This window comes from Nitrosospira sp. TNL200, from assembly GCF_055386305.1.
This window is the reverse complement of sequence record NZ_AP041003.1, coordinates 1,263,439-1,284,282: the sequence shown is the minus strand read 5'-3', so window position 1 is coordinate 1,284,282 and position 20,844 is coordinate 1,263,439. Positions and strand designations below refer to the sequence as shown.

Annotated in this window: 15 protein-coding genes; 2 read left to right on the top strand and 13 right to left on the bottom strand. The window is 58.8% G+C overall.

Annotated elements, in window-relative coordinates; genetic code table 11:
* Positions 1-30: 30 nt before the first annotated feature.
* Entirely contained in the window at positions 31-732 is a 702-nt protein-coding gene (locus ACZ5CE_RS05715; RefSeq protein ID WP_464576844.1) for a DUF4391 domain-containing protein, read from the bottom strand.
* Complete coding sequence (locus ACZ5CE_RS05710; RefSeq protein WP_464577441.1) at positions 729-3,965, bottom strand: helicase-related protein; 3,237 nt, start codon at positions 3,963-3,965, stop codon at positions 729-731. Before ACZ5CE_RS05710 ends, ACZ5CE_RS05715 begins: the two co-directional genes overlap by 4 nt.
* A 514-nt stretch (positions 3,966-4,479) precedes the next feature.
* Here ACZ5CE_RS05710 and ACZ5CE_RS05705 point away from each other — a divergent pair.
* Both ACZ5CE_RS05705 and ACZ5CE_RS05700 read left to right on the top strand, forming a co-directional pair.
* Positions 4,480-5,181: an SDR family NAD(P)-dependent oxidoreductase gene (locus tag ACZ5CE_RS05705; protein WP_464576843.1), complete on the top strand. Its 702-nt coding sequence runs from the start codon at positions 4,480-4,482 to the stop codon at positions 5,179-5,181.
* 16 nt (positions 5,182-5,197) lie between these two features.
* Complete coding sequence (locus ACZ5CE_RS05700; RefSeq protein WP_464576842.1) at positions 5,198-5,893, top strand: HAD family hydrolase; 696 nt, start codon at positions 5,198-5,200, stop codon at positions 5,891-5,893.
* A 55-nt stretch (positions 5,894-5,948) separates the two neighbouring features.
* Here the strand turns inward: ACZ5CE_RS05700 and ACZ5CE_RS05695 are convergent, their stop codons facing one another.
* From ACZ5CE_RS05695 to ACZ5CE_RS05645, 11 genes are all read right to left on the bottom strand, one after another.
* Positions 5,949-6,410 carry a hypothetical protein gene (locus tag ACZ5CE_RS05695; RefSeq protein WP_464576841.1) on the bottom strand — a complete coding sequence of 154 codons (462 nt, stop codon included), beginning with the start codon at positions 6,408-6,410 and terminating at the stop codon, positions 5,949-5,951.
* 68 nt (positions 6,411-6,478) lie between these two features.
* A complete protein-coding gene (locus ACZ5CE_RS05690) occupies positions 6,479-7,084 on the bottom strand; it encodes a DUF488 domain-containing protein (protein ID WP_464576840.1) in 606 nt (201 codons plus the stop codon).
* A gap of 34 nt (positions 7,085-7,118) precedes the next feature.
* Positions 7,119-8,948: a tetratricopeptide repeat protein gene (locus ACZ5CE_RS05685; RefSeq protein WP_464576839.1), complete on the bottom strand. Its 1,830-nt coding sequence runs from the start codon at positions 8,946-8,948 to the stop codon at positions 7,119-7,121.
* A 22-nt stretch (positions 8,949-8,970) separates the two neighbouring features.
* Positions 8,971-9,693 carry an EI24 domain-containing protein gene (locus ACZ5CE_RS05680; RefSeq protein WP_464576838.1) on the bottom strand — a complete coding sequence of 241 codons (723 nt, stop codon included), beginning with the start codon at positions 9,691-9,693 and terminating at the stop codon, positions 8,971-8,973.
* A gap of 100 nt (positions 9,694-9,793) precedes the next feature.
* Positions 9,794-11,842 (bottom strand): eCIS core domain-containing protein, encoded by a 2,049-nt coding sequence (locus tag ACZ5CE_RS05675; RefSeq protein WP_464576837.1) that lies wholly within the window; start codon positions 11,840-11,842, stop codon positions 9,794-9,796.
* 289 nt (positions 11,843-12,131) lie between these two features.
* Positions 12,132-14,333 carry an ATP-binding protein gene (locus ACZ5CE_RS05670; RefSeq protein ID WP_464576836.1) on the bottom strand — a complete coding sequence of 734 codons (2,202 nt, stop codon included), beginning with the start codon at positions 14,331-14,333 and terminating at the stop codon, positions 12,132-12,134.
* A gap of 44 nt (positions 14,334-14,377) precedes the next feature.
* On the bottom strand, positions 14,378-15,370 hold the full coding sequence (locus tag ACZ5CE_RS05665; protein WP_464576835.1) for a hypothetical protein: 993 nt from the start codon (positions 15,368-15,370) through the stop codon (positions 14,378-14,380).
* A gap of 104 nt (positions 15,371-15,474) precedes the next feature.
* Entirely contained in the window at positions 15,475-16,158 is a 684-nt protein-coding gene (locus ACZ5CE_RS05660) for a hypothetical protein (protein ID WP_464576834.1), read from the bottom strand.
* Positions 16,127-17,341, bottom strand: a complete 1,215-nt coding sequence (locus ACZ5CE_RS05655; RefSeq protein WP_464576833.1) for a hypothetical protein — start codon at positions 17,339-17,341, stop codon at positions 16,127-16,129. The genes ACZ5CE_RS05660 and ACZ5CE_RS05655 overlap by 32 nt, the downstream gene beginning before the upstream one ends.
* Positions 17,335-20,412: a putative baseplate assembly protein gene (locus ACZ5CE_RS05650; protein ID WP_464576832.1), complete on the bottom strand. Its 3,078-nt coding sequence runs from the start codon at positions 20,410-20,412 to the stop codon at positions 17,335-17,337. Before ACZ5CE_RS05650 ends, ACZ5CE_RS05655 begins: the two co-directional genes overlap by 7 nt.
* On the bottom strand, positions 20,409-20,819 hold the full coding sequence (locus ACZ5CE_RS05645) for a GPW/gp25 family protein (RefSeq protein WP_464576831.1): 411 nt from the start codon (positions 20,817-20,819) through the stop codon (positions 20,409-20,411). Before ACZ5CE_RS05645 ends, ACZ5CE_RS05650 begins: the two co-directional genes overlap by 4 nt.
* Positions 20,820-20,844 lie beyond the last annotated feature (25 nt).

Below are 20,844 nucleotides of genomic sequence, written 5' to 3'. Positions count from 1 at the left end.
TCCTGTTCGTAATCGAGCCGCTGCCGTGGATCAACGGCTGAGACTTTCCAGTTCTGATTTGAGTTGTCGCACGGCAGCGTTGATCTCCACCTTGCGGTTGAATTGCTTTTCCTTTTCCAGCCGCGCTGTGGTCTTGTCCAGCTCGCGCTGCTTGGCCTGCATCTGCTCCACACGCGCCACGAGTTCGGCCAGCGTTTCCTGCGACCGCGCGGCCAAGGGAATCAGGCGATGCAACAGTTGTTCATACAGTCCACCCATGTGCAAGGCCACGGGCATGGCCCCACGTTCGCAGCCTGTTGGTAACCAATCCGTTGCAAAGTAGTCGGAAAGCACCCAGCGGCTGGCGTCGGCCTCCCCTCCTGATAAGAATGGCCGCTTATAGGCGGCGATCACCTGCGTTCTGCCCTCAAAGGCCAACTCGAACAGGATGGGGAATGGAATGGCCCCATCGATGCAGCGCAGCACGTCGCGGTGCAATTCCGGCGTCTTGAGCTGGAGACTGAAAACTTGAATCTCGGGCACGCCTGGCCGAGCGGGGAGGTTCAGCGTTTCTGGAGCCAGCTTGTATGCCCAGACGATCTGCTCCACCTGTTTGACGAACAGATCCTTCAACCGAGCATTGGCTCCGCTGTGTTCGTATACCCTGTTCTTGGGCAGCGTACGCCCAAAGGCGGCCTGCGCGGGGTAGCCAATGAGAGCTGAATGCCGCAACGTAGGATTGACTTGGCTCATCCAGCCTCCTGTATCACCAGAAAAGCAATCAGTTCGAAGTCATCCAAGCCGGAAATGGTGCCCGTGAGCGCGGTGGTCTTGCCGCCACTGAACAGGCTGTCGAGGTCTTTTTCTTCCTTTACCTCGATCATCGAGCTGATGGCTTGGTTCAACAGATCGGAGTATGGCTGCATCTTGCGGCCGTCGGCTGTCATTTTGTTGAACTGTTGGCAAGCATCCGCAATTGGTTCTGCTTGGCCCTTGCAGCACGAACGTGCCAAGTCGAGCAGACGCTTGGCCTCAGTGTGGTCGTGGATCACTTCGCCTTCCTGACTGACGTAGATCAGGTAGTACGGGTGCAGCCGATTGTGTTGCGGCAGGTGCGCAGGGGGGTTCACACCCGAGTTGCGATTGCGCAGAGTGAAGATGACGCCGGGCGCAAGGCCCAGATCAACGTTGGCCGGCACGACGGCATGCAGGCCATTGGGCGTCCTATCGAGTTTGCCATGGGTCTTGACGTAATTCAGCAAGTCCATGCGGAAGTCATTCAGACCCAGGTCCGTAATGGAAATGCCGGTCTTCAAGTCTTCCAATTCGATGACTTCCTCCTGCAAGCGGCGCAGTTGCTCCTTGCGGTACGCCATGTCGTTGGCCTGCGCGGAAATCACGTTGTCGTCGCCGGTGGCGGTGACGTCCACGATCATCATCCGGTTTTCGACACGCTCCTTAAGGTTTATGTATTCGTCCAGCGAAATATCAGGCCAGTAGTTCACCAACTGAATGCTGCTGTTGGGCGAACCGATGCGATCCACTCGCCCGAAGCGCTGGATGATGCGGACCGGATTCCAGTGGATGTCGTAGTTGATGAGGTAGTCGCAATCCTGAAGGTTCTGGCCTTCGGAGATGCAGTCGGTGCCAATGAGCAAGTCAATTTCCGCCGGCTCGTTGGGCAGCACGATGGCCTTTTCCTTGGAGCGCGGTGAGAACAGCGTCAGTAGTTCCTGAAAGTCATACGCCTTGGGCAGAGTGGATTTGGGCCGGTCGCTGCCAGTGACCTTGCCGGAGTGCAGTTGCTGGCGGTGCAACAGGTCAGGTGCAAGGTTGGCGTAGAGATAGTCCGCCGTGTCAGCAAAGGCAGTGAAGATCAGCACCTTCTTGTTGCCAGGGTTGATCGGGTTGCCAATTTTTTCCAGTACAAGGACCTTGAGATGCTGGAGCTTGGCATCGTCAGCCGGAGCTATCTTTGCCATCGAGGCCAGCAGCATCTCAATATTGGCAAGATCAACCTTGAGATCGTGTTCCCATGACGGCAAGTCCATGTCAGCTAGGCTGATCTTGACTTTGCCGCCGACATCGCCGCTCTGATCCAGCCCTTCGAACGGATCATCTTCCTCGGCATCGAGGCTTTCCAGCACCTCAGTCAGATCGCCTACGCTGGCAGCGTTGCCGGTCTGGTTGAAGGCCGCGATCTTCGCCAACGTGTTCTGGTGATTGGCCTGCAAGGATTGCAGGGTGAGACGGAATGACTGGACGGAGCTTTCCAGACGTTTGAGCAGATTGACCGTCATCAGCGCCTGCAGGCTCTTCTCGCGATCAACCTGCCGGAATCTACCTGCGCCACCTGGAACCTGCGTGTCGTACATCTCTTCGTATTTCTTCAAGCGACTCGGCAGGATGTAGCTGACAGGGGCATAAACGGCGAGCTTGAGTCTGGACAAATGCTCGAAAATCTTGTTGAAGCCCATCACGTCCGAGCGTGAGGTCAGCGCACAATGGAATGACAGAGGCTTGCGACGCTCGGGGAAATGGCCGATGTCCTTAGTATCGTAGAAGGTCTGGATATGCTTGCGCGAGCGTGCGATGGTGACGCTGTCCAGCAGCTCGAAGAAGTCGAAGTCCAGTGCGTTAAGGATTGCACGAGATGTGCGTTCCTGCGGCGGCAGTCTGGACCAGGCATTGAATGCGGTCTGCGCATTGCGAAAGACCTCCTCCACCGACTTGCTGGTACGCAGCTTCTTGCTGAGGTTCTCGGAATCTCCCTCATAGGCCAACGAGAGCTGATTGCGCAAATCGGTGAAGCGGTTGTTCACCGGCGTGGCCGAGAGCATCAGCACCTTGGTCTTCACGCCTTCGCGGATAACCTTGTTCATCAGCTTCTGGTAGCGAGTCTCCCTATCCTTGAAAGCATCGTTGTTGCGGAAGTTGTGCGATTCGTCGATGACCACGAGGTCGTAGTTGCCCCAGTTGATGCGGTTGAGTGGTGTACCGAAGGATTCGCCGCTGGTGCGGCTCAGATCGGTGTGGCACAGCACGTCGTAGCTGAAGCGGTCGCGGGCGAAGATGTTGGTCTTGAGGTTGCGGTTGTAGTTGAGCCAGTTGTCCGCCAACTTCTTCGGGCACAGCACCAGCACCGAACGGTTGCGCAACTCGTAGTACTTAATGACCGCGAGTGCGGTAAACGTCTTACCGAGACCGACGCTGTCGGCCAGAATGCAGCCGCTGTAGGTTTCCAACTTGTTGATGATCCCGGTGGCCGCGTCCCTCTGGTAATTGAAGAGTTTGTTCCAGATCAGGGTGTCCTGATAGCCGGTGCGATCATTGGGCAACACATCCTCGTCGATGTCGTCCAGGAACTCGTTGAAAATGTTATAGAGCACCAGGAAGTAGATGCTCTCGGGCGAGTTCTCCTGGTAGATGGATGCGATGTGCTCGCAGATGTGGGCGGTCACATCCTCCAACTTTTCGGAGTCGTTCCAAATTTGATCGAATAGACTGAGATAGGTGTTCGCAAAAGGAGCCCCTATCTTGTTGACCAGATTGGAGACGGCGTTTCCTTGGCTGTAGCCCAGATCGACAGCGGTAAAGCCATGCAGTGGGACGTAAGCACTGTTGGCGCCATCGGCTTGCACGCAGGCGAATTGCTGCATTGGCACTTTGCTGCGGTTGCTCCTGAACTTGGCCTTGCGCCGTATCCAGTCAGCGCATTCCTTGGCAACTGCCTTCTGGGTGAGCTTATTGCGCAATTGGATTTCAAACTCGCTGCCATACAGGTTACGCTCCCGGTCGAGCTTGGGAATGTGGAATTCCCTGCGCTCCCGACGAATCTTGTCCGTCACCTCATCCGCAACGAAGGCAGGCGCGGTGAAGATGAAACTCAGTTCATCGATCTTTTCCAGTTCTGCCTTCAGCGCCTCGTAAGCGTACATTGAGAAGCAGGATGCCGCGACCTTCAGTCGAGCATGAGGCTTGATCATTCGCTTCAAGTCATCGCCAAGCAGGCAATTTATATTGTCAATTAAATCCATGCGGATCAAAAGCTTTCAATCATCCTTGAAGAGGCTTCAATACTAGACCAACCTATATTTTAAACTTTATAGACGAGCTAACCATCGGACATAGGTACACCTGTCATCTAGTAGGGTCTATCCCCGCCGTGGAGATTGGCTCCCTCCTGAGCACGGATGATGTACCAGGCCGTTATCTGTCACTTTCGGTTGTGCCAAGCAGGAGATCAGCGCTGCCACCAATCTCCTAAGAACTGTGCGTGAGAATTCTTACTTCACACGGGCTGGGTGTCCCATACGCCTGATACGATCCGGCATCCCGGCTACTGTCGATACAGCTTCGCGGTTCATCGGACTATGCTCTGGGAAACCATAACTTGCGTTGCTTGGCATCGTAGTCCAAGCTATAACCTTTGTCGCGCCTTATAGTCATCCCAACTTTATCAACAACACTTCCAGCGGAGACTTGTTCGGAGGTTCCATAATGAATAAAGGAATATGCGTGATTGTCGGCGCCGGTCCGGGCAACGGCGCCGCCATGGGCGCTGAATTTGCCGCAGCCGGTTACCGCGTGGTGCTCTGTGCCCGCAGCAAGGAAAAATTGAACGCAATCGCGGAGAAGATTCCGGGTGCCAGCACCTATGCATACGATGTCAGGGATACGCAAGCCGCACCCGATGTCTTCGCCCGCATCCGCGCCGAGGTCGGCCCGGTGGACATACTGATCTATAACGCTGGCGCCGGCGCGTTTAAAAATGTGGACAATTCGACTTTGGAAGACTTCCAGTCCGCCTGGGAAGTGAATTGCAGGGGACTGTTTCTTGCCGTGAAAGAGGTGCTTCCAGACATGCGAGTGGCGGGAAAGGGCAGCATCATCGCCATTGGCGCCACCGCGTCAATAAAAGGCGGCGCCAACTTCGCGCCTTTTGCGTCCGCCAAGGCTGGTCAACGAGGACTTGCCCAATCGCTGGCCAGACACCTCGGCCCCGAGAAGATCCATGTCAGCTACGTCATACTCGATGGAGTCGTCAATTTGCAGCGGACACGGCAGCAGATGCCGGATAAAGCGGACGAATTCTTTCTGGAGCCCTCGCAGATAGCAAAAACGGTTCTCTTTCTTGCGCAACAGCCAACTCAGGCATGGAGCTTCGAACTCGACCTTCGCCCTTTTGGAGAAAAATGGTGAAATCTGGCAGGAAGCCATGAAGCAGCCTCACACCAGGAAAGCCACACCGGAGGAATGCATATTCCTGTTCGACGTGGACAATACGCTGCTGGACAATGATCACGTCATCGAAGATCTGAAACATCACCTCACACAGGAGTTCGGCCGCGAGAGCAGCGATCGGTACTGGACCCTGTTCGAGGCGCTGCGAACCGAACTTGGCTATGCGGATTACCTCGGCGCCTTGCAGCGATACCGGATGAACCACATCAATGAACCGGAACTACTGCTGATGTCAGGCTTTCTGCTGGAATACCCTTTTGCCGAGCGCCTTTATCCGCATGCAGTGGATGCCCTATCCCATGTCCGTCGCTGGGGAAAAACCGTCATCCTGTCGGATGGCGACGTCGTTTTCCAGCCGCGCAAGATCCAGCGTTCCGGATTATGGGACGCGGTCGAGGGCCGGGTATTGATCTACATCCACAAGGAAAAAATGCTGCACGCGGTGGAAGCACGTTACCCGGCCCGGCATTACGTGATGATCGACGACAAGCTGCGCATTCTGGCTTCGATGAAAAACAGCATGGGAAGACGCTTGACCTCCATCTTTCCCCGGCAGGGACATTACGCGCACGACCCCAATAATCTCGTGCTATACCCCTCGGCCGATATCACGCTCGAGCGCATCGGCGATCTGGTTCATCACGATTTCGATCCCTTCCTCTCTACCTGACGGATTTCCCTTCTCCCATCCCTCCGTTCTGCTCATTCCGGACCATTCTCGCTGCCTATCGCGCACCGATGGGATAATAGCGCTGGCTTCCCATCTGGTTACGGCGGCGCTGGGATACCCGTTCCTTGTAGCTGCCCGAGTCATTGGCGCTTTCCATTTTTTTCTCCTGCCGCTCCCTCTCCTGCCGCTCCTTGCGCGCTTTCCTTCCGACCCGCCGGCCCTCCTCCTGTCCCTTCTGCGCCCACGGCCTCGTCTCCCAGGGTTTTTCCTCCGCCTGCTTCTCCCAGGGTCTTGCCTCCCACGACTTTGCCTCGCCACTTTGCAGCCTTGACTGCCTTGACTGACCCTGCTGCCTGCTGCTCCGGTTATAGCGCGGATCGCTCCTGCGCGACTCATCCTTTTGCAATTCACGCTGGCTCGATAAACCGCTTTCATATGCCATGGCGGATCGCGAATCCAGCCCCGCCAGGGCTACCAGGACCACCGGGACGGTGAATGCCGCGTGGAAGATTTTCATATGGTTCGACTCCTTGGTTATCTTGGTTATCTATGCGCGTAATATTCTTCTGCCGCCCGAGGGCTTCCTCATTTCCGGGGATCCTCGAACAAGTCTTCCTTGGCCTCGCGTTGCGGCGAAGGATAGGTGATGTTCAGCCCGTCGGTTCGCGCCCACGGAGTTATCGAATGCACTTTTCGAGACCCCTTGCCGATGATGTCCTCCACCCGGATTCCTCGAAGGATGAGCGCATCCGCGATGAGCGAACGATGGCACCGCCAGGGCAGCGCTTCGGCACACATCAGCACACAGCGCTCGCGGCCGCCAAGCTCCGCCACGGCCTGCACATTCCCGGCAAATTCAGGCGTTTGCATGTAGTCGGCATATCCGCGAAAAGAAGCATTGCGCCAGCCATCATTGAGCGACTCCTTGCGGGCATGGCGAAGTCCGCCGAGGCCCGGCAGATGGCTATAGCCGATGCTGACTGTTTGCAGGGAACGGGGCAATGTTTCCTTATTGAACTGGGGGTTTTGCCGCGACCGGGGCACTGTGCGCACATCCAGGACATGTCTGACTTCATTGTCCCTCAACAGATCGAGAAACTCGTCCAGGGGATGCGTGGAATGCCCGATAGTGCAGATCATGGGGTCGGGAAGCACCTGGATTTTTTCCATTTGCCTCGCTTGCTCGCTCATGGGCCGGTGCTCCGCTTTCAATGGTCAGCCTAGCTCACTCGCTTGCGCGTGGTTCACGCATCACTCTGGCGGGGGGCGAGGCCACGCAGCCAAAGCGCGAAGAGTTGAGCTCCACATCGGCTCGCGCCCACGCCTCTTTGAAGCGCGCCTCGACGAGCGCCGCCCGATCGTTCTTGTTTTGAACACGCAACGCCTGTAGCAAGCCATACAACGCCCAGCCGTTGTTGCGGTTTCGCCTCAGATCCTCCCAATACACGGTTTCCGCCTCGGCCGGTCGTCCCGCTTCCAGAAGCATGGCGCCCAGCGTAAGCCTGGCAGGGGCATGCAATTCCGGCGGCTCGGTGTAGGCCAGTTCATCCTCCAGACGAACGGCACGTTCCAGATGGTTGATGGCGGATTCGAATTGCCCCCGGGCGAGCGCGATTTCCCCTGCGAGCACTTCGGGCCCGATAACGAGCACAGCGCGCCCCGTGTTGAGCGACATCAGCGGCACATTGAGGCCCGGCCCCTTGACGATCTCCCGCAGAGCCGCCAGTTCCTGCTCAGCCTGCTGCAATTGCCGCGTTGCGGAAAATGCCAGTCCCCGCACATAATGCCAGCCTCCCTTGAGAAATGCGTTCGTCGCCGGCGGCGCGGGCTCCTGCAGGATCTGGTTCCACCTGCCAAACCTGGCATATGCCCAATAGGGCACCACGCGGTATATGGCGGTTGCCGGGACCTGCCGCAGTGTTGCATCATCTATCGTGCTGGCAACCTGTCGCGCCGCATCGATCGCCAGCTGGCTTTGCCCATCCATCGCGGCGGCTGCCCAGAGAACATGAATATTGTGCGGAACATACATCACCGGATATATTCCTGACGCATGCCGCTGCGCGAGGTATTTTTTGTCCGCCGCCATGGCCATCTGGTTGCTCTTTATAGCATCCGCATATCGTCCCACCCGCAGGTAGATGTGAGAAGGCATATGCACCAGATGCCCTGCTGCGGGCATCAGGCCGAGCAGGGTGTCCGCCGCCACTTCTCCCCGCTCGGGCGTGCTGGTCGGCTCGACCAGATGGATGTAAAAATGGACGGCTCCAGGGTGTATCGGATTGCGCCGCATGACGGACTCGGTAAGCGCCACGATTTCAGTGGTTTCAGGCATGGGATAGCCATCACGCATCCAGTAGCCCCAGGAGTTGAGATCCATCACGGATTCAACATACAGCATGGCTATATCGAGATCATCGGTAAAGCGCGCGTGCGCCTGACGCATGGCATCCGCATAGGCCTTGTCATTAGTCTTGCGCTGATCGGGATTGCCCGTATAACGCTTCTCCAGCGCGGTGATGAGCGCCCGCTCCCGGGGAGATGCGCCAGCCTTGAGCGAAACGGCCTTTTGTATGTATTCCAGCGCCGGCCCCTCGGCCTCCGCCGGCATGGGTGCATTGATATTCGGTCCAAGTACGAGGGCCTGTCCCCAGTAGGCCATCGCAAGCGTCGGATCGAGCCGCGCCGCTTCCTCGAAAGCCCTGCCGGCTTCGGCATGGTTGAATCCGTAGGAAAGATTCATCCCCTGGTTCATGTATCGCTGCGCCAGTTTATTCCGCGTCGATACCGGAAATGTATGCGGACCCAGGTCCAGCAGTGCAGGCGCGGCGCTGTCGCCTCCGGTACTCCCGGTACCGTCTTCCTCCGGGGGTGAATGATGCGTATGCGCTGCCGATATGCGCATGGCAGCGGATGCATCCGCCACGCCGGCCCCGGCGGATCGTGCGATTTCTGATGCTCGGGCAGCCTGAACAAAGCCGGCGGGAACGCAGACGGATGCGATAAAACATCCCGTAACGAATGCAGCGGGCAAACAATCGCCGCTCAATCGCATGATGCCGTCTCCCTGTTGACCGTCATCGGGGCGCAGGATGCCGTAGCGCCGCCAACTGCGCCAGACCGAAATGAATAAAGGCCAGCGCCGCCAGGACGGGAGCAAAAAGATTAAAAAACGGTATGAACTGCACCAGACCGGTCAGCAACCCCAGGCCCCACAATGACGCCTGATGGGTGGAAAATATGACACGCATTTCCTCGTGGCTGGCATGCTCCAGCAACGCATCGTACCGGAACAGCCGCTGGTTCAGATAGGCTGCAGCGACAAAGGGTATGATCACGCCCAGGCCGAGCAGCCAGAGGGGAAGCGTAATCAGCCATATGCCCAGAAAGATGCCAACCGCGATTGACGCATTGGCAAGGCTGCCTGTGAAGCCGCTGCCGCCCTTCAGTTCAAGCTGGGGGTAATCGCGATCCGCTACCAGTCGAATCAGGGCAGTCATGGCAAACAATGCGGTAAGCACCAGTGCGGTAGCAAATACCAGCGGCACGAAGAGCATCAGGTGTATCGTGAGCTGGATGCCGTGGGCAACCCAGCTCGGCTTTATATCTTCCAGCCAGGTTTGCATCCCTATGGCGTCCAGGCCGCTAACGAGCCATCCGGAGAAGATGTCCCAGAATGCGATGCCTAGAATTATCCATGACAGGGCCGCCGCGAGAACGGGCCAGACGACGATCCATAACACCTGAAACTGGAATAAATCCCGAAACGCACGAGTAAGCGCATCAAGGACGAGAGCCATGAAGCCTCCTTTGCCGGATATCCCTCGGGAGCAATAGCCTGTGCCCTGGCTATTGCTCCCATGGTAGCACAATAGATTGGCTCTCTCGTCTTATCACGCCTCAACAGTTTTCACACTTGCCCGGTTCTCCAAGCGACTTGCCGCTCTCATGATCCTTGCAGTTGTGGCAATGCCAATACTTCTTCTTATAAGCCTTGCCCTCGCAATTCCGGCCCGACCAGCACCTGTACCCACCCTTCGCGGTTGCCTCTGCTTCTCCCCCTTCCCCCTCCTCCGCAGGAGCAGGAGCTGGGGCCGGTACAACCCGTTCTTCCCAGGAGAGATTGTATTGAGCAGTAGCATATGCCCAGTTCACATCCCCATCGGTGCCCCAGAACTCGTTCTCGCTGTCGGCAGCCAATTCGACGTAGGCCACCAGGTAAACGTCCACGCTCTTCCAGGCGCCTCCGCCCGGCTGGTCCCAGTTCAATGGCATGGATTCATTCAGCACTGCCAGTTCGCCCTCATCCGTCTTGCTCAACGGAATTTTCACATCGACCGTCGCTTCACCCACGGGAAGCGAAACATCGACTTCGCCGATGGACGACTTCTTCGCTTCGCTGCGCCCGCCGTCGTGAATGGGAGGAAACAGCGATTTTTGCGCGGGGGCGGGATCCGCAATGGTTCGCACCGCCACATTTCCGGCAACCGCCGCGCCAGCCTGGGCATAGTGCAGATCGTCGGCTTCCGCACCTCCGAAAATGCTGGCCCCTCCCCTGAGGGTGAGCAGGTTGTTGTCGGTTCCGGTATGCACGAAGGTATAGCGTGTGTCGCGCCGCATCAGCAGATGGGCATTCCCGCCGTATATTTTCCAGAAACCCGCCACCTGCCAGGACTTGGCTTTTCCATAGACGCCCGTCGCGAGCGCAACCGCCAGATTGCTGGCGTTGCCGCTCGTGCTGTCGCCGATTATCGGCTTGGTATTGGTGACCGTCTCGGTCAGTGCCCAGGCGCCCTGCATGACGTGGCCGTTGGTTCGCCCGCTGACATGGGGCAGTGCTGACGAACGTTGCACCCTATTCTCCGCCCCATCCGCAGACAGGATGTGCTGTGCCTGAATGCCGCCGGAGAAACCGGATGCTGCCGATTGCTCTTTCTTCTTTTCCGCTTCGCAGGCGGAGCAGGCGCGCTGCAGGGAAGGGGCAAAGCTGGAACTGAGGCCGGCCTGTTCCGTTTGCGGCTTTCTTTCCGCCTGCAGCGGCGCTCCCCCGGTCTGCTGCACCACATGTGTGAGTTCGTGCGCGGTCAACGCCAGATCCTCCGGACCGTGCCCTGCGCCATAGTAGATGTCTGCCCCATGGGTGAAAGCACGCGCTCCCACGTCCCGGTTCATCTGGATGGCATCGGCTCCAGTGTGGGCGCGAACCTGGCTGAAATCCATGCCGAAGCGCGGCTCCATGAAGCTGCGCACCGCTTCCGGCAGAGGGCTGCCGCCGCCCTTGCTGCGGTTCAGGCTGGATTCGACATCTTCTCCGGCCTCGAAGCTTCCTGACAGGGAGGCAGGCTTGGCCAGCACGGTCTGGGTCCGTCGGATCGGCTGGGCCTGGTCTTCGTCCGCTCCAGCCTGCCGCATGGTCCCCATGCAGCTTCGCTGCAAGGCGGCTTCCTTTTCCGGTTCCTCTTCTTCGGGCTGGCGCTGGGATTGCTGTGCCTGGACGAAAGGGGTAATAGCCGCGCCAAGCGAACCGGACGGGCTGGGCTGCAGCAGTTTGTCCCTGTCCTTGTCTTTTTCCGCTTCTTCCGGTGTTTGGTTCCCCGGGATGCCCGCGCGCTGGACGGAACCGGCCCCGAAGGATGGGAAGGCATCGGGCATGCTCATTACCTGACGGGAAACGCGGTCGGCTTCCTGTTCGTACTGGTCGTCGGCAGCCCCCACGGTAAGCTTGGGCTGGATGCGGCTCATCCTGCAATCCATGATCCTGCCTTCGTGGGTGAGGCGTTTCGCCTGGATCAGCTCCCCTACCCGCCGATTGCCTAGTGCACGCTGCAACTGGAGGAACGGTGCGGAGCGCCCATCCTGATGCGAATGAAAAAAGGAGGCCTGGGCTCTATGATGAGCGAGCGGTTGTTTTGCTCTCTCAGGTGGCTCGGGCGAAAACTGTGCGGACATGTCTCATTTCCTGTATCGGCACTTGCATGCCATGATGGCGATTACGCTCGCCTCTCTGCTGACGCTTCGGCACGAAGCGCATCCCTGTCTCGTCAAAATCCAGTCTAAACATAGACAATAGATCGCACGTAATCAAGTTTGAAGCGATCACACCGCCTTTTCCGGCGATGCATCAGCTGCATTTGCAAAAAAAGTTCATGGCAACGATGATGGTATCCCCGGGATGAGCGACGCTCTCACCTCGGGTCGTCCTTTCTGCATTCCGCGGTGTTTAGAGAATCATCACCGGTCAGGTCTCCCCGATCGCCACCAGTTCCTTGAAGGGAGCAACAAAATCGCTCTCGGAAACGAGCTTGCCCATTTTCTGGTACTCGCGCTGGGTTGCACGCACGAGATGGCGCATTTCCACCACGCCGGTATCATCCGCTGCCAGAAACGCTGCGGATAGCGCGATGTTTCGTATGTTGCCTCCTGTTATCTGGAACCGACGCGCCAGGAATTTAAGGTCCAGGCCAGGGTTGCGCGGCGTGGCCTCTGGCCAGACGCTCTCCCAGATCCTGCTCCTGTCCTCCTCCGCCGGAAACGGGAACTCGACGGTAAAATGCAGCCGGCGGACAAAAGCCTCATCCATGTTCTTGCGGAAATTACTTGCCAGGATGACGATGCCCTCATGCTCCTCCATGCGCTGCAGCAGATAACCTGTCTCGATGTTGGCGTAGCGGTCGTGCGAATCCTTGACCTCGCTGCGCTTTCCGAACAGGGCATCCGCTTCGTCGAAGAAGAGGATTGCATTCGAAGTTTCGGCCTCATCGAAAATCCGGGAAAGGTTCTTCTCGGTCTCGCCGATATATTTGCTCACGACGGTTGACAGGTCGATCTTGTACAGGTCCAGGCCCAGTTCGCCCGCGATGATATCCGCCGCCATGGTCTTGCCGGTGCCGGACGGGCCTGCAAAAAGCACGCACAGACCCTTTCCCATTGCAAGCTTGCGGTCGAAACCCCAATCGCCATAGACGCGATCGCGGTATTTGACATGGTTGCAGATTTCACGCAATTGCTCGGTACGATCGCGGGGAAGAACGATGTCATTCCAGGAGTACCTGGATGCGATCTTGTGCGCCAGGGCGGACAGCTTCTGGTTGGAATGCAGCCGGCACGCCTCATAGAGTTCGTGCAAGGTGATACGCGGCCTATCCGGATTCCGCCAGCGCGCGAGGTTTGCTGCGGTCTCCACCGTGCTGCGGATTTCGCTGCGCGAGAACTTGAATTTCACCGCAAGCTCGTCAATACCATGTGGACTGGTATCGGTTTCATACGCAGCCAGCGCGGACCGCCATATCCGGCCGCGCTGGATAAAACCGGGCCGGGGAAGCGCAACCGCGTGGTAAATGATCCCGAGCGGCACATCGGTCGGATTCACGCCAGCCTCACTGTCCACAAAAGATAGCGGACAACCGTGTTTCAGGCTCTCCATGAAGATCAGGAATGTACTGCGGCGCTGGTCGGTGTTCAATGAATGTGCGCCTTTCCAGAATAATGCCGCATCCCCCAGGCGCGCTTCGCGCCGAATCAGGACAATCATTCTATTGAACTCGATATCGGATTCCACTGCGAGCCGCTCAAGATCGGCAATCAGCAGGCGCTGGTTTCGGTAGCGGCATGACGCCTGCGCCATGCGCAGCTTGTCCGGTGCGCCGGCTCCCTGCAATTGCAGCACCAGGGGATGCGATTCCGAAGCAGCCGCTGCGAAGCTCATCATCCCTTGCCTGGTCTCCTCGTCCAGTTCGAGGGGATCATCTTCCGCAGCGTCGTCACTATCCATGAATTCCGCAAAAGGGCGAATGCGCTCGTCGATGCCATTTGCGCCCAGCAGGTACTGGACGATGCGATCATCCGTTTTCAGGTACTTCGACAGCAAGGGTGGGCGGGGCTGGGCAGGGTCCTCCAGCATCTCGACCAGATGGAAGCGCAGCAGCGGCGATTCCGGCTGAAGATTCCGCCGTGCCTCGATGCTTTGTTCGAGCGAAGGAGCGAGGAGGTTGAATATCAAGCCAACACCGGGCCTTTTCTTGCTGACATCATCCTGGAGGTAGGCGTACAGTTTCTCGTAGCGCAGATCGAATTCCACCGCCATGCAAACCAGCAAGACATCGATGTCGAAGGGGTCGAGTTCAAACAGTTGCCGCACACGCTCCAGCCTCAGCTCGATTCCCTGTTGCAAGCTCGCCTGCCTGCACTGCTCTATGCGATGCTGCAGCATGCCCAGCTCGGAAGCCAGATCCGCGGGCCATGGCTCGGGGGAGAACCACTGCGGCAAGCCGATGGGTTTGCGCAATAACGCATCGACTTCCTGCTCATAAATATACAAGCCGCGAAACTGCTCATCCTCGCCCGACAGCTTGCGCTGATGCGCGATCTGGAAACGCAGGAGCAGGTCGATGCGCTCCATTTCCGCCAGGAGATGAGACAAGGAGTCAGGGTAGGCCTGCATGAGCTTCTGTTATCGCTTGTTATTCCACTTCGCCAGTCGCCCGCTCAGTATGATATCTCGACCGAAACCAGGGATATCCTGGCATATCCGCTGCTCCTGATATCCAGCGAAAGCGTGCCGCACTCGGCATCGAGCTCTCCGCTTTTGATCACGCAGGTTTCGTCATAGGGTCCGCCGGAGATCTCCTTTTCAAGCAGCTTGTTGCCCTTATCCTCCCGCCCGCCGACATGTTTTTTCCCAACCGCGTCCCAACCACCCCGGAAAAGGGTGATCGTCAGCTTTTTTTCATTTTCCTCGCCCGCAATCCTCAGCCGGTGGACACGCGTCACGCCGGGGGGAAGCGGAATTGCCATGGTTCCCCCCGCACCCTTGGTATTGGGCTTGCCATCGAAATCGCGATGTGCTCTGGCCTCCGTCGCGCCGATCCGGAAAGGGGGAGGAGGCGCCTCTTCCTTCGGATCATTATCCTGGGGAATGGCGGTCGGCCGGAACGGAAGCCGCAGCCAGCCCTTGCGCAACCCCGGCTCCAGCATGGCGGCGGTGACCGATCCGGGCGAAAGCACATTGCGCAACTCCCGGCGATTCGCGATACTGATCGATTCGGCAGACAGCTTGCCATGATCGTCGAGCTGCACGGTGGCAAGCGGTACCGCAGCCTCCTCGATTCCGGTCGAAGCAGCGAGCACGCCATAATATTCCATGCGCGAATGGTCCTTCGAAGGCTGCTCGGTTTCATAGCTGGCGGTGATCTGGACCTGGGAGGACGGCGGGAAAGTGGACAGATCGAGTGTCTCGGACTGGCCGAAAACCACCTCGCGGCCCCGGCCATCGATCGCATAGCCGGAACTGACGCTGACCGCTGTATCGCCGGCGCGTATCACGTCGAGTCCGCGCACCACTCCCCATCCATGCAGGTTGAGACTGTGCCGGGCCCGTTCATGGGCATGATATCTCTGTTCATCGATAAAATCGTCCTGCAGCAGCAATTGCCCATGGAAATAGGCCGGCTTCTTGCCGATGATTTGTCTTTTACGCATGATCATCCTCCTTCTCCCCTGAGAACCGCTGGGGCTCCCTCGATGAGCATTCCTCGGAAACAAGCATCCTTATCATTTTATCTGGCCCTTTTTCGTCAAATCATTCAGGTTCTGATAGCTTCGTCCGGTTGCGGAAACCGCAGCCGCAGCTCATAGGTTGTATGGGCCGGCTTGGCGAAATCGATGATCTCGCGCACCCGCTGCCCGAATTGTTCCCTGGACTCCCTGTTTTCCTGCTGGAATTCACGTTCTTCCACATCGATGGCGATGCAAAACCAGAATGGGCGATCACCGCCGAGCAGGGTATCCTCGCCCACTCTCGCCTGCCCGACAACCAGTCCCGACGCAGCCTGATCGTCTATTGCCACCCGTGAAATTTCCGGAAAACAGATTTTCAGCAACTGTTCCAGGTAAGGGCGCGTGCCGCGCCTGCCATACAGGGACGCAATGCGGGAGATAATGCTTCTCAGCTGCTGGGGCGGAAATAACGCGTGCGGCGTGAATGCGACCCAGGTAGCCAGCCAGGGCAGGAACCGATCTGGCGCCTGATCCACCTGCAGCCACCCGGGAACCTCGTCGCCGCGGGGAGAGAAGAGGCCGGGAATCGCTTCGATCTGCTCTTCGATTCCGGCCGGCTCCTGCTCCCCGGCGCGAAAAAGCATTTCCTCGAAAACACCCAGCAGGCGGCGAAGATTCCCCGTGGAATCCGCAGCGCGGTAGATGGCGGGCAAGCTGTCCAGCAGCCGTGTTCCCGCCTCACCCATCGTAGCCTCCAATTCCTTGCGCATCGAGAATGCGCACATCCTCCGCGGCCAGGCTCAGCCGCAGGAGCTCCCAGGGCCGCAGAAGGATGGACACAAGCCTGCCTTCATCATTGCGAAGCAGGCGTCCCGAGCCCAGCATTTTCCGCCCGCCCAGCAGCGTATCAACTCCAATGGTCGAGCGGATTCCCACCTGGATGCCCAGCGCGGAATCCGGCTGGGCCAGATCTTTCTCCCTGTCGCTCATCTGAAGGACGCGAACATGCTCGACATAATCCACACCGGCTGTTTCATCGATCGCCTCGATCAACTCCCCGATGCGCAACGGTTTGCCAAACAGCAAGCCGCCGCGACTGCCATCCATCTCCCCGGTCTGGAGATCCTGCCGCGGCAAGCTGAACCGGCGCCACAGGTTTTCACTCAGGGCGGCCGACAATTGCTGCGCCGATTGCCCGGGCTGGGGAGCGATGGCTGCGCCGATGGCGACATGAAGATAAAGCGGCGCCACTACGTGCACGCGCGTCGTGAGAAGAGATCTTGCGAGCAGATCGTGCTTTATCTTTTCGCGCAGTTCCGCCGCCGAGGCCTCATCGAGTTCGCGTTCCGGCGCAACAATGACGCTGACGTGCGCCCGCTGATCGGAGGCGCCCGGATCCATGCGCCCCACCCGATCTGCTTCCAGGTTGATGCAGGGTACGCAGTGCATGCTTACCGGATACTCGGGCCCAAGGTGATCGCGAGCGGTATTACGCGCGATTTGTTCGAAATCCCGGGTGGTAACGGCGCACTCGTTGCCCATCAGATCCTGAACCACATAGCCTATCGCCGCGTCGAGTTCAGCAGCTCCGGCTATCGCTATCGCACAATCCATTTCCTTTTCGAGGTCGATGGAACGAGGCCGTGCAAGGCTTTCCCCGCCTTCGCGTTGGTCGCCAGCGAGCAGAGCGAGAAACTGCGCCTTGTTCTCTTCCTCCAGGCCTTCCCAGTTTCCCCCTTTCAATAGCTTCAGGAATTGCAGCTTGCTTGCCGGAGTGATCCGGCCAATCCGGTAAACCAGCATCTCGGTGAAATAGGCCAGCAGCTCTACCAGCGTGATGCCGGGATCTGAAGGATTGTGATTGGTCCATCCCGGCGCGACGACTGGCAGCAGGGACAGGCCCTCCTGCAAAAGGTCGTCATAACTCCGGTCGTCAAGTTTAGGCGTCAGCATAGGCTGACCTCATGCCGGCCCGCGCAAACGAGAAAAGTGCCTGCCGCCAGGAGGCCTGGCCGCTCCTCCTCGCTGTGCAGCTCCAGCGACCGGACATGATCCAGCCCACCGATTGCAGCGATCACCGGGTAAATATCGGATGCATGCGGCTGTTGCCCGAATCGCCAGCCTTGCCCGTCCAATCCGCCTGTCAGCGGATGCAGGAAGCGGTTCAACCGTGTTTCGCATTCGACTATCGCACCGGCCCGGGAGGCATCCGCACACCATGCGATTTCCATAATGACGGCGATACTGACATACTCGGGACCGGTTACGATCATATCCACGCCGATCGGCCGGCGATCATCCAGGAATGCCTTCACGGTCCGCAGCAATTCAAACGAAGGCCGGGGACGCGGCTCTGCTTTGCCGGGCACGATGATCACGCCGATCATGCCGGGCTCCGGCCGCCCTTCCAGGGAATCGCGCGGCAGGTCCTCGCCTGGAATGCATCTGGCATGGGCGACCAGGGGCGAAGCCATGCGGGCAAGATCCGCATAATCATCCATGCAGATTGCCCGGCCGCGGTGCCTGATCTGGGCGGCCGCCCGGCGTCTCAGGACCTCCTTGTCCTCCTGGTCCTGGCCACCTGCCGCGGCTTCGGCATTCATTACCGCTTCCACATAGGGAATCGTAGTATGCAATTGCGTGATGGCGCCAGCCGGTACATTGCCGCGCGCACCCCCTCCGGTATGATATTCCCGCAATCGGATGTTGTTGGCTCCGGATGGAGGAATACGGCCATGCCTTCCATCTCCGAAGCGGATGCTGCCGGTGTGGCGGTCCACGGCATAATGCCGCGAGCTGGAGCCGGATACGGAGAAATCCTCGACCTCGATCCAGGTTACCCAGGTTATCCAGGTGTCACCGGCCGATGCTGGAATTCCCGCGGAGCCGGGCGCACGGAACCATTCCTGCCGCGAATGGACCGCCCCCCGTTCATCCATCGCCATGCGCGCTTCACGCGCCTCGCACACTTCCAGCGCCAATTTCCCGATGATGGGACGGCGCAGCACATGGAATACCTGATTGGGCCTGCCGTTGCTGGACCCGAGAATCTCGTTTTCCAGCCGGATCGTCTGGGTTGCCAGGACGGTATTCAGCAATAGCCGGCGCGGCAGATCCGGATGCGGAAACCCAGGCTGGCGATCGGGCGCCGGACGAACCGGACCATTCCAGACCAGGCGCAGCCAGAAGAACTTCCGGCGCGGATCGAGCACCGATCTCTCCCATGGCGATATATCCTCGGGGAACTGCAATTCCACTATGCCCGGGATACGGAACCCCTGCGTCAGGTCCGTGACCGTGCAGTCGTTCCAGCCTGATGCGCCGCGAACCTGCCAGCGTGGCAAAGGAAGGACATCCGGGCGGCCTGCGCATGACAATCGAATGTCGCCGCCTCCGGGAACCGCGTAAAGACTGACTGTGCGCCCGGCTAGTTCCGCCGCGCTACGGGCGGCGAGCGCCAGGTAAACCAATAGCCCATCTTTTCTCGGTGCTGGAAACGGGTTGAATGGTTGGGCCGGCAATGGATCGACCTCGCGGTATTCGAGATCGCTTTCAACGATCAGATGCTCGGGGGGAAAGGGCCCGAGCTCGGAAAAGGAGGAGAGCGATACCTTGGCGATGGAAGGCGGATTCACGGAAGGCCAGCCGCCCACGGCTGCGGGTTGATCGCCGGCATAGTGTCCGCTTGCCAGCCGCGCACGCACCCACCCCCCTCTCGCCGCGTTCACCATGGCGGGAACGGCATCGTCCGGGATCAGCAAATCGACTTTACCATCCTGGGTCAGCGACAACGTCCCATCGGAACACTCCAGCCGTACCCAGCCTCGCTCGGTATAGCCTTCCCAGCGCAACTGCGGATTACCCCCCCTGCTCACGGCAGGAATGGGAGAATCCGGGGCGCCCGCCGGGTTGGTAAGCCGGATATCCAGGACCGCGTGTGTCCGCGCCCTGGCGAAGCTTTCGGAGCGGACATAAAACACCTCTCCGAAGCGCGGCCTTTCGCCCAGAGGGAAAAAATCCATACTGGTATCGAGTGGAATGCCGCCATGGAAAACGCCATCCATTTTCTCATGCTCGGCAATAAAACATCCGGTGATCTCGATCCGCCTGATGGAAACCACGGGACTGGAATCCGCGGGACCGCTGCCCGCAGAACCGGAACCGGGAACAGATCCGGAAGCGGCATCGTCGTGGAGACTCCGCCTTTGGTACAAGCGGCACGTCAGCCAGGGGAGAGTTTCCGCACCGATCATCCAGCCCGGCCATTTTTCCGGTGGACTGAAAACCACCTCGCCGCTGCAGGACAGGTCGCGGGTCGTGTCCACCTCGGGCTGGAGAGGAAAAAAGCCCTTTTCATCCCGTATTCCCCACTGGATACGTGTCCCCTGAGGCTGGGCTGGCTGGACCGGCCCATCTTCCAGTTCGATACCCAGCCGAAGCCGGTTGATGCCGGACACACCGATAATTGCTGGTTGCGCGATATGCAGCGCCCGCTCCAGCGGGACTGCTTCGGATGAAACAGGATAAGGGGAGCTCCAGCTCCCCGCGCCGTCCGGGAATATCATGCTGCTCACGTCGGCATGAACCCGCCTTTGCCCATCTGCCGCCACCGCACGCACCAGTTCCGCCCGCGCCAGCGGCAGATCCTTCACCGTTTCGAATATCACCGCCCCGGCCCCGTCTTTTCCGGATGCAGAAACCTGGGTGGATTTCTCCACGACGGCAGAGAAATTCTGCACGGAACCGGCCGCGTTGAACGTCAGCGGCACCCATGCGGGCGCCGCCGGCATGGGAGTGGCATTGAGCATGTCGATAAAGGCCTGGTGATGGCTTTCAGGCACCTGGTTCAAACGCTGGACCAGGATTCCGCAGTAGCGCGTAAATATGGCTGCCAGGGCGTCTTGCAGAGGATCCACTCCCGCTGGCGCGAAGCCTTGCGCCGCGAGACGCGCCGCCACCAGCGCGGCAATTTCCCCTTCCGACAGGACATGTTCCCGCATCAGCGGCGCCTGGATCGCCTTCACGTGAGCGCCCTTTCGAGATAAAAGGGATAAACCAGGTTGAAGCGGTTGTCCGTGGTTCGCACCCGGTAATCAATCAAAATCATCAGTTGCTCGCCCCTGTCCCCGGCGCTGGAGACGTCCACGCCCAGCACCTCGATCCTCGGTTCCCAGTTTTGCAGGGCTTCACGCACCTCGAATGCGGCCATGGCATGCGTCGTCGAATTGTTGATGGCAAAGGCGAGGTCGCTCAGGCCGCTGCCAAAATCCGGCCGCATTACCCTTTCGCCTTTGGCGGTGGATAGAATGATCCAGATGGACTGGCGCACGGCTTCCTCGTACCGGGCAACGGCAAACCGCGCCGGCTGCCCGGCATTTTCCTCCGGCGCCACCGGAAATCCCCACCCAACCCCGAGAACAGACAATGGCATCAGTTTTTTCCTCATTATCGATCAT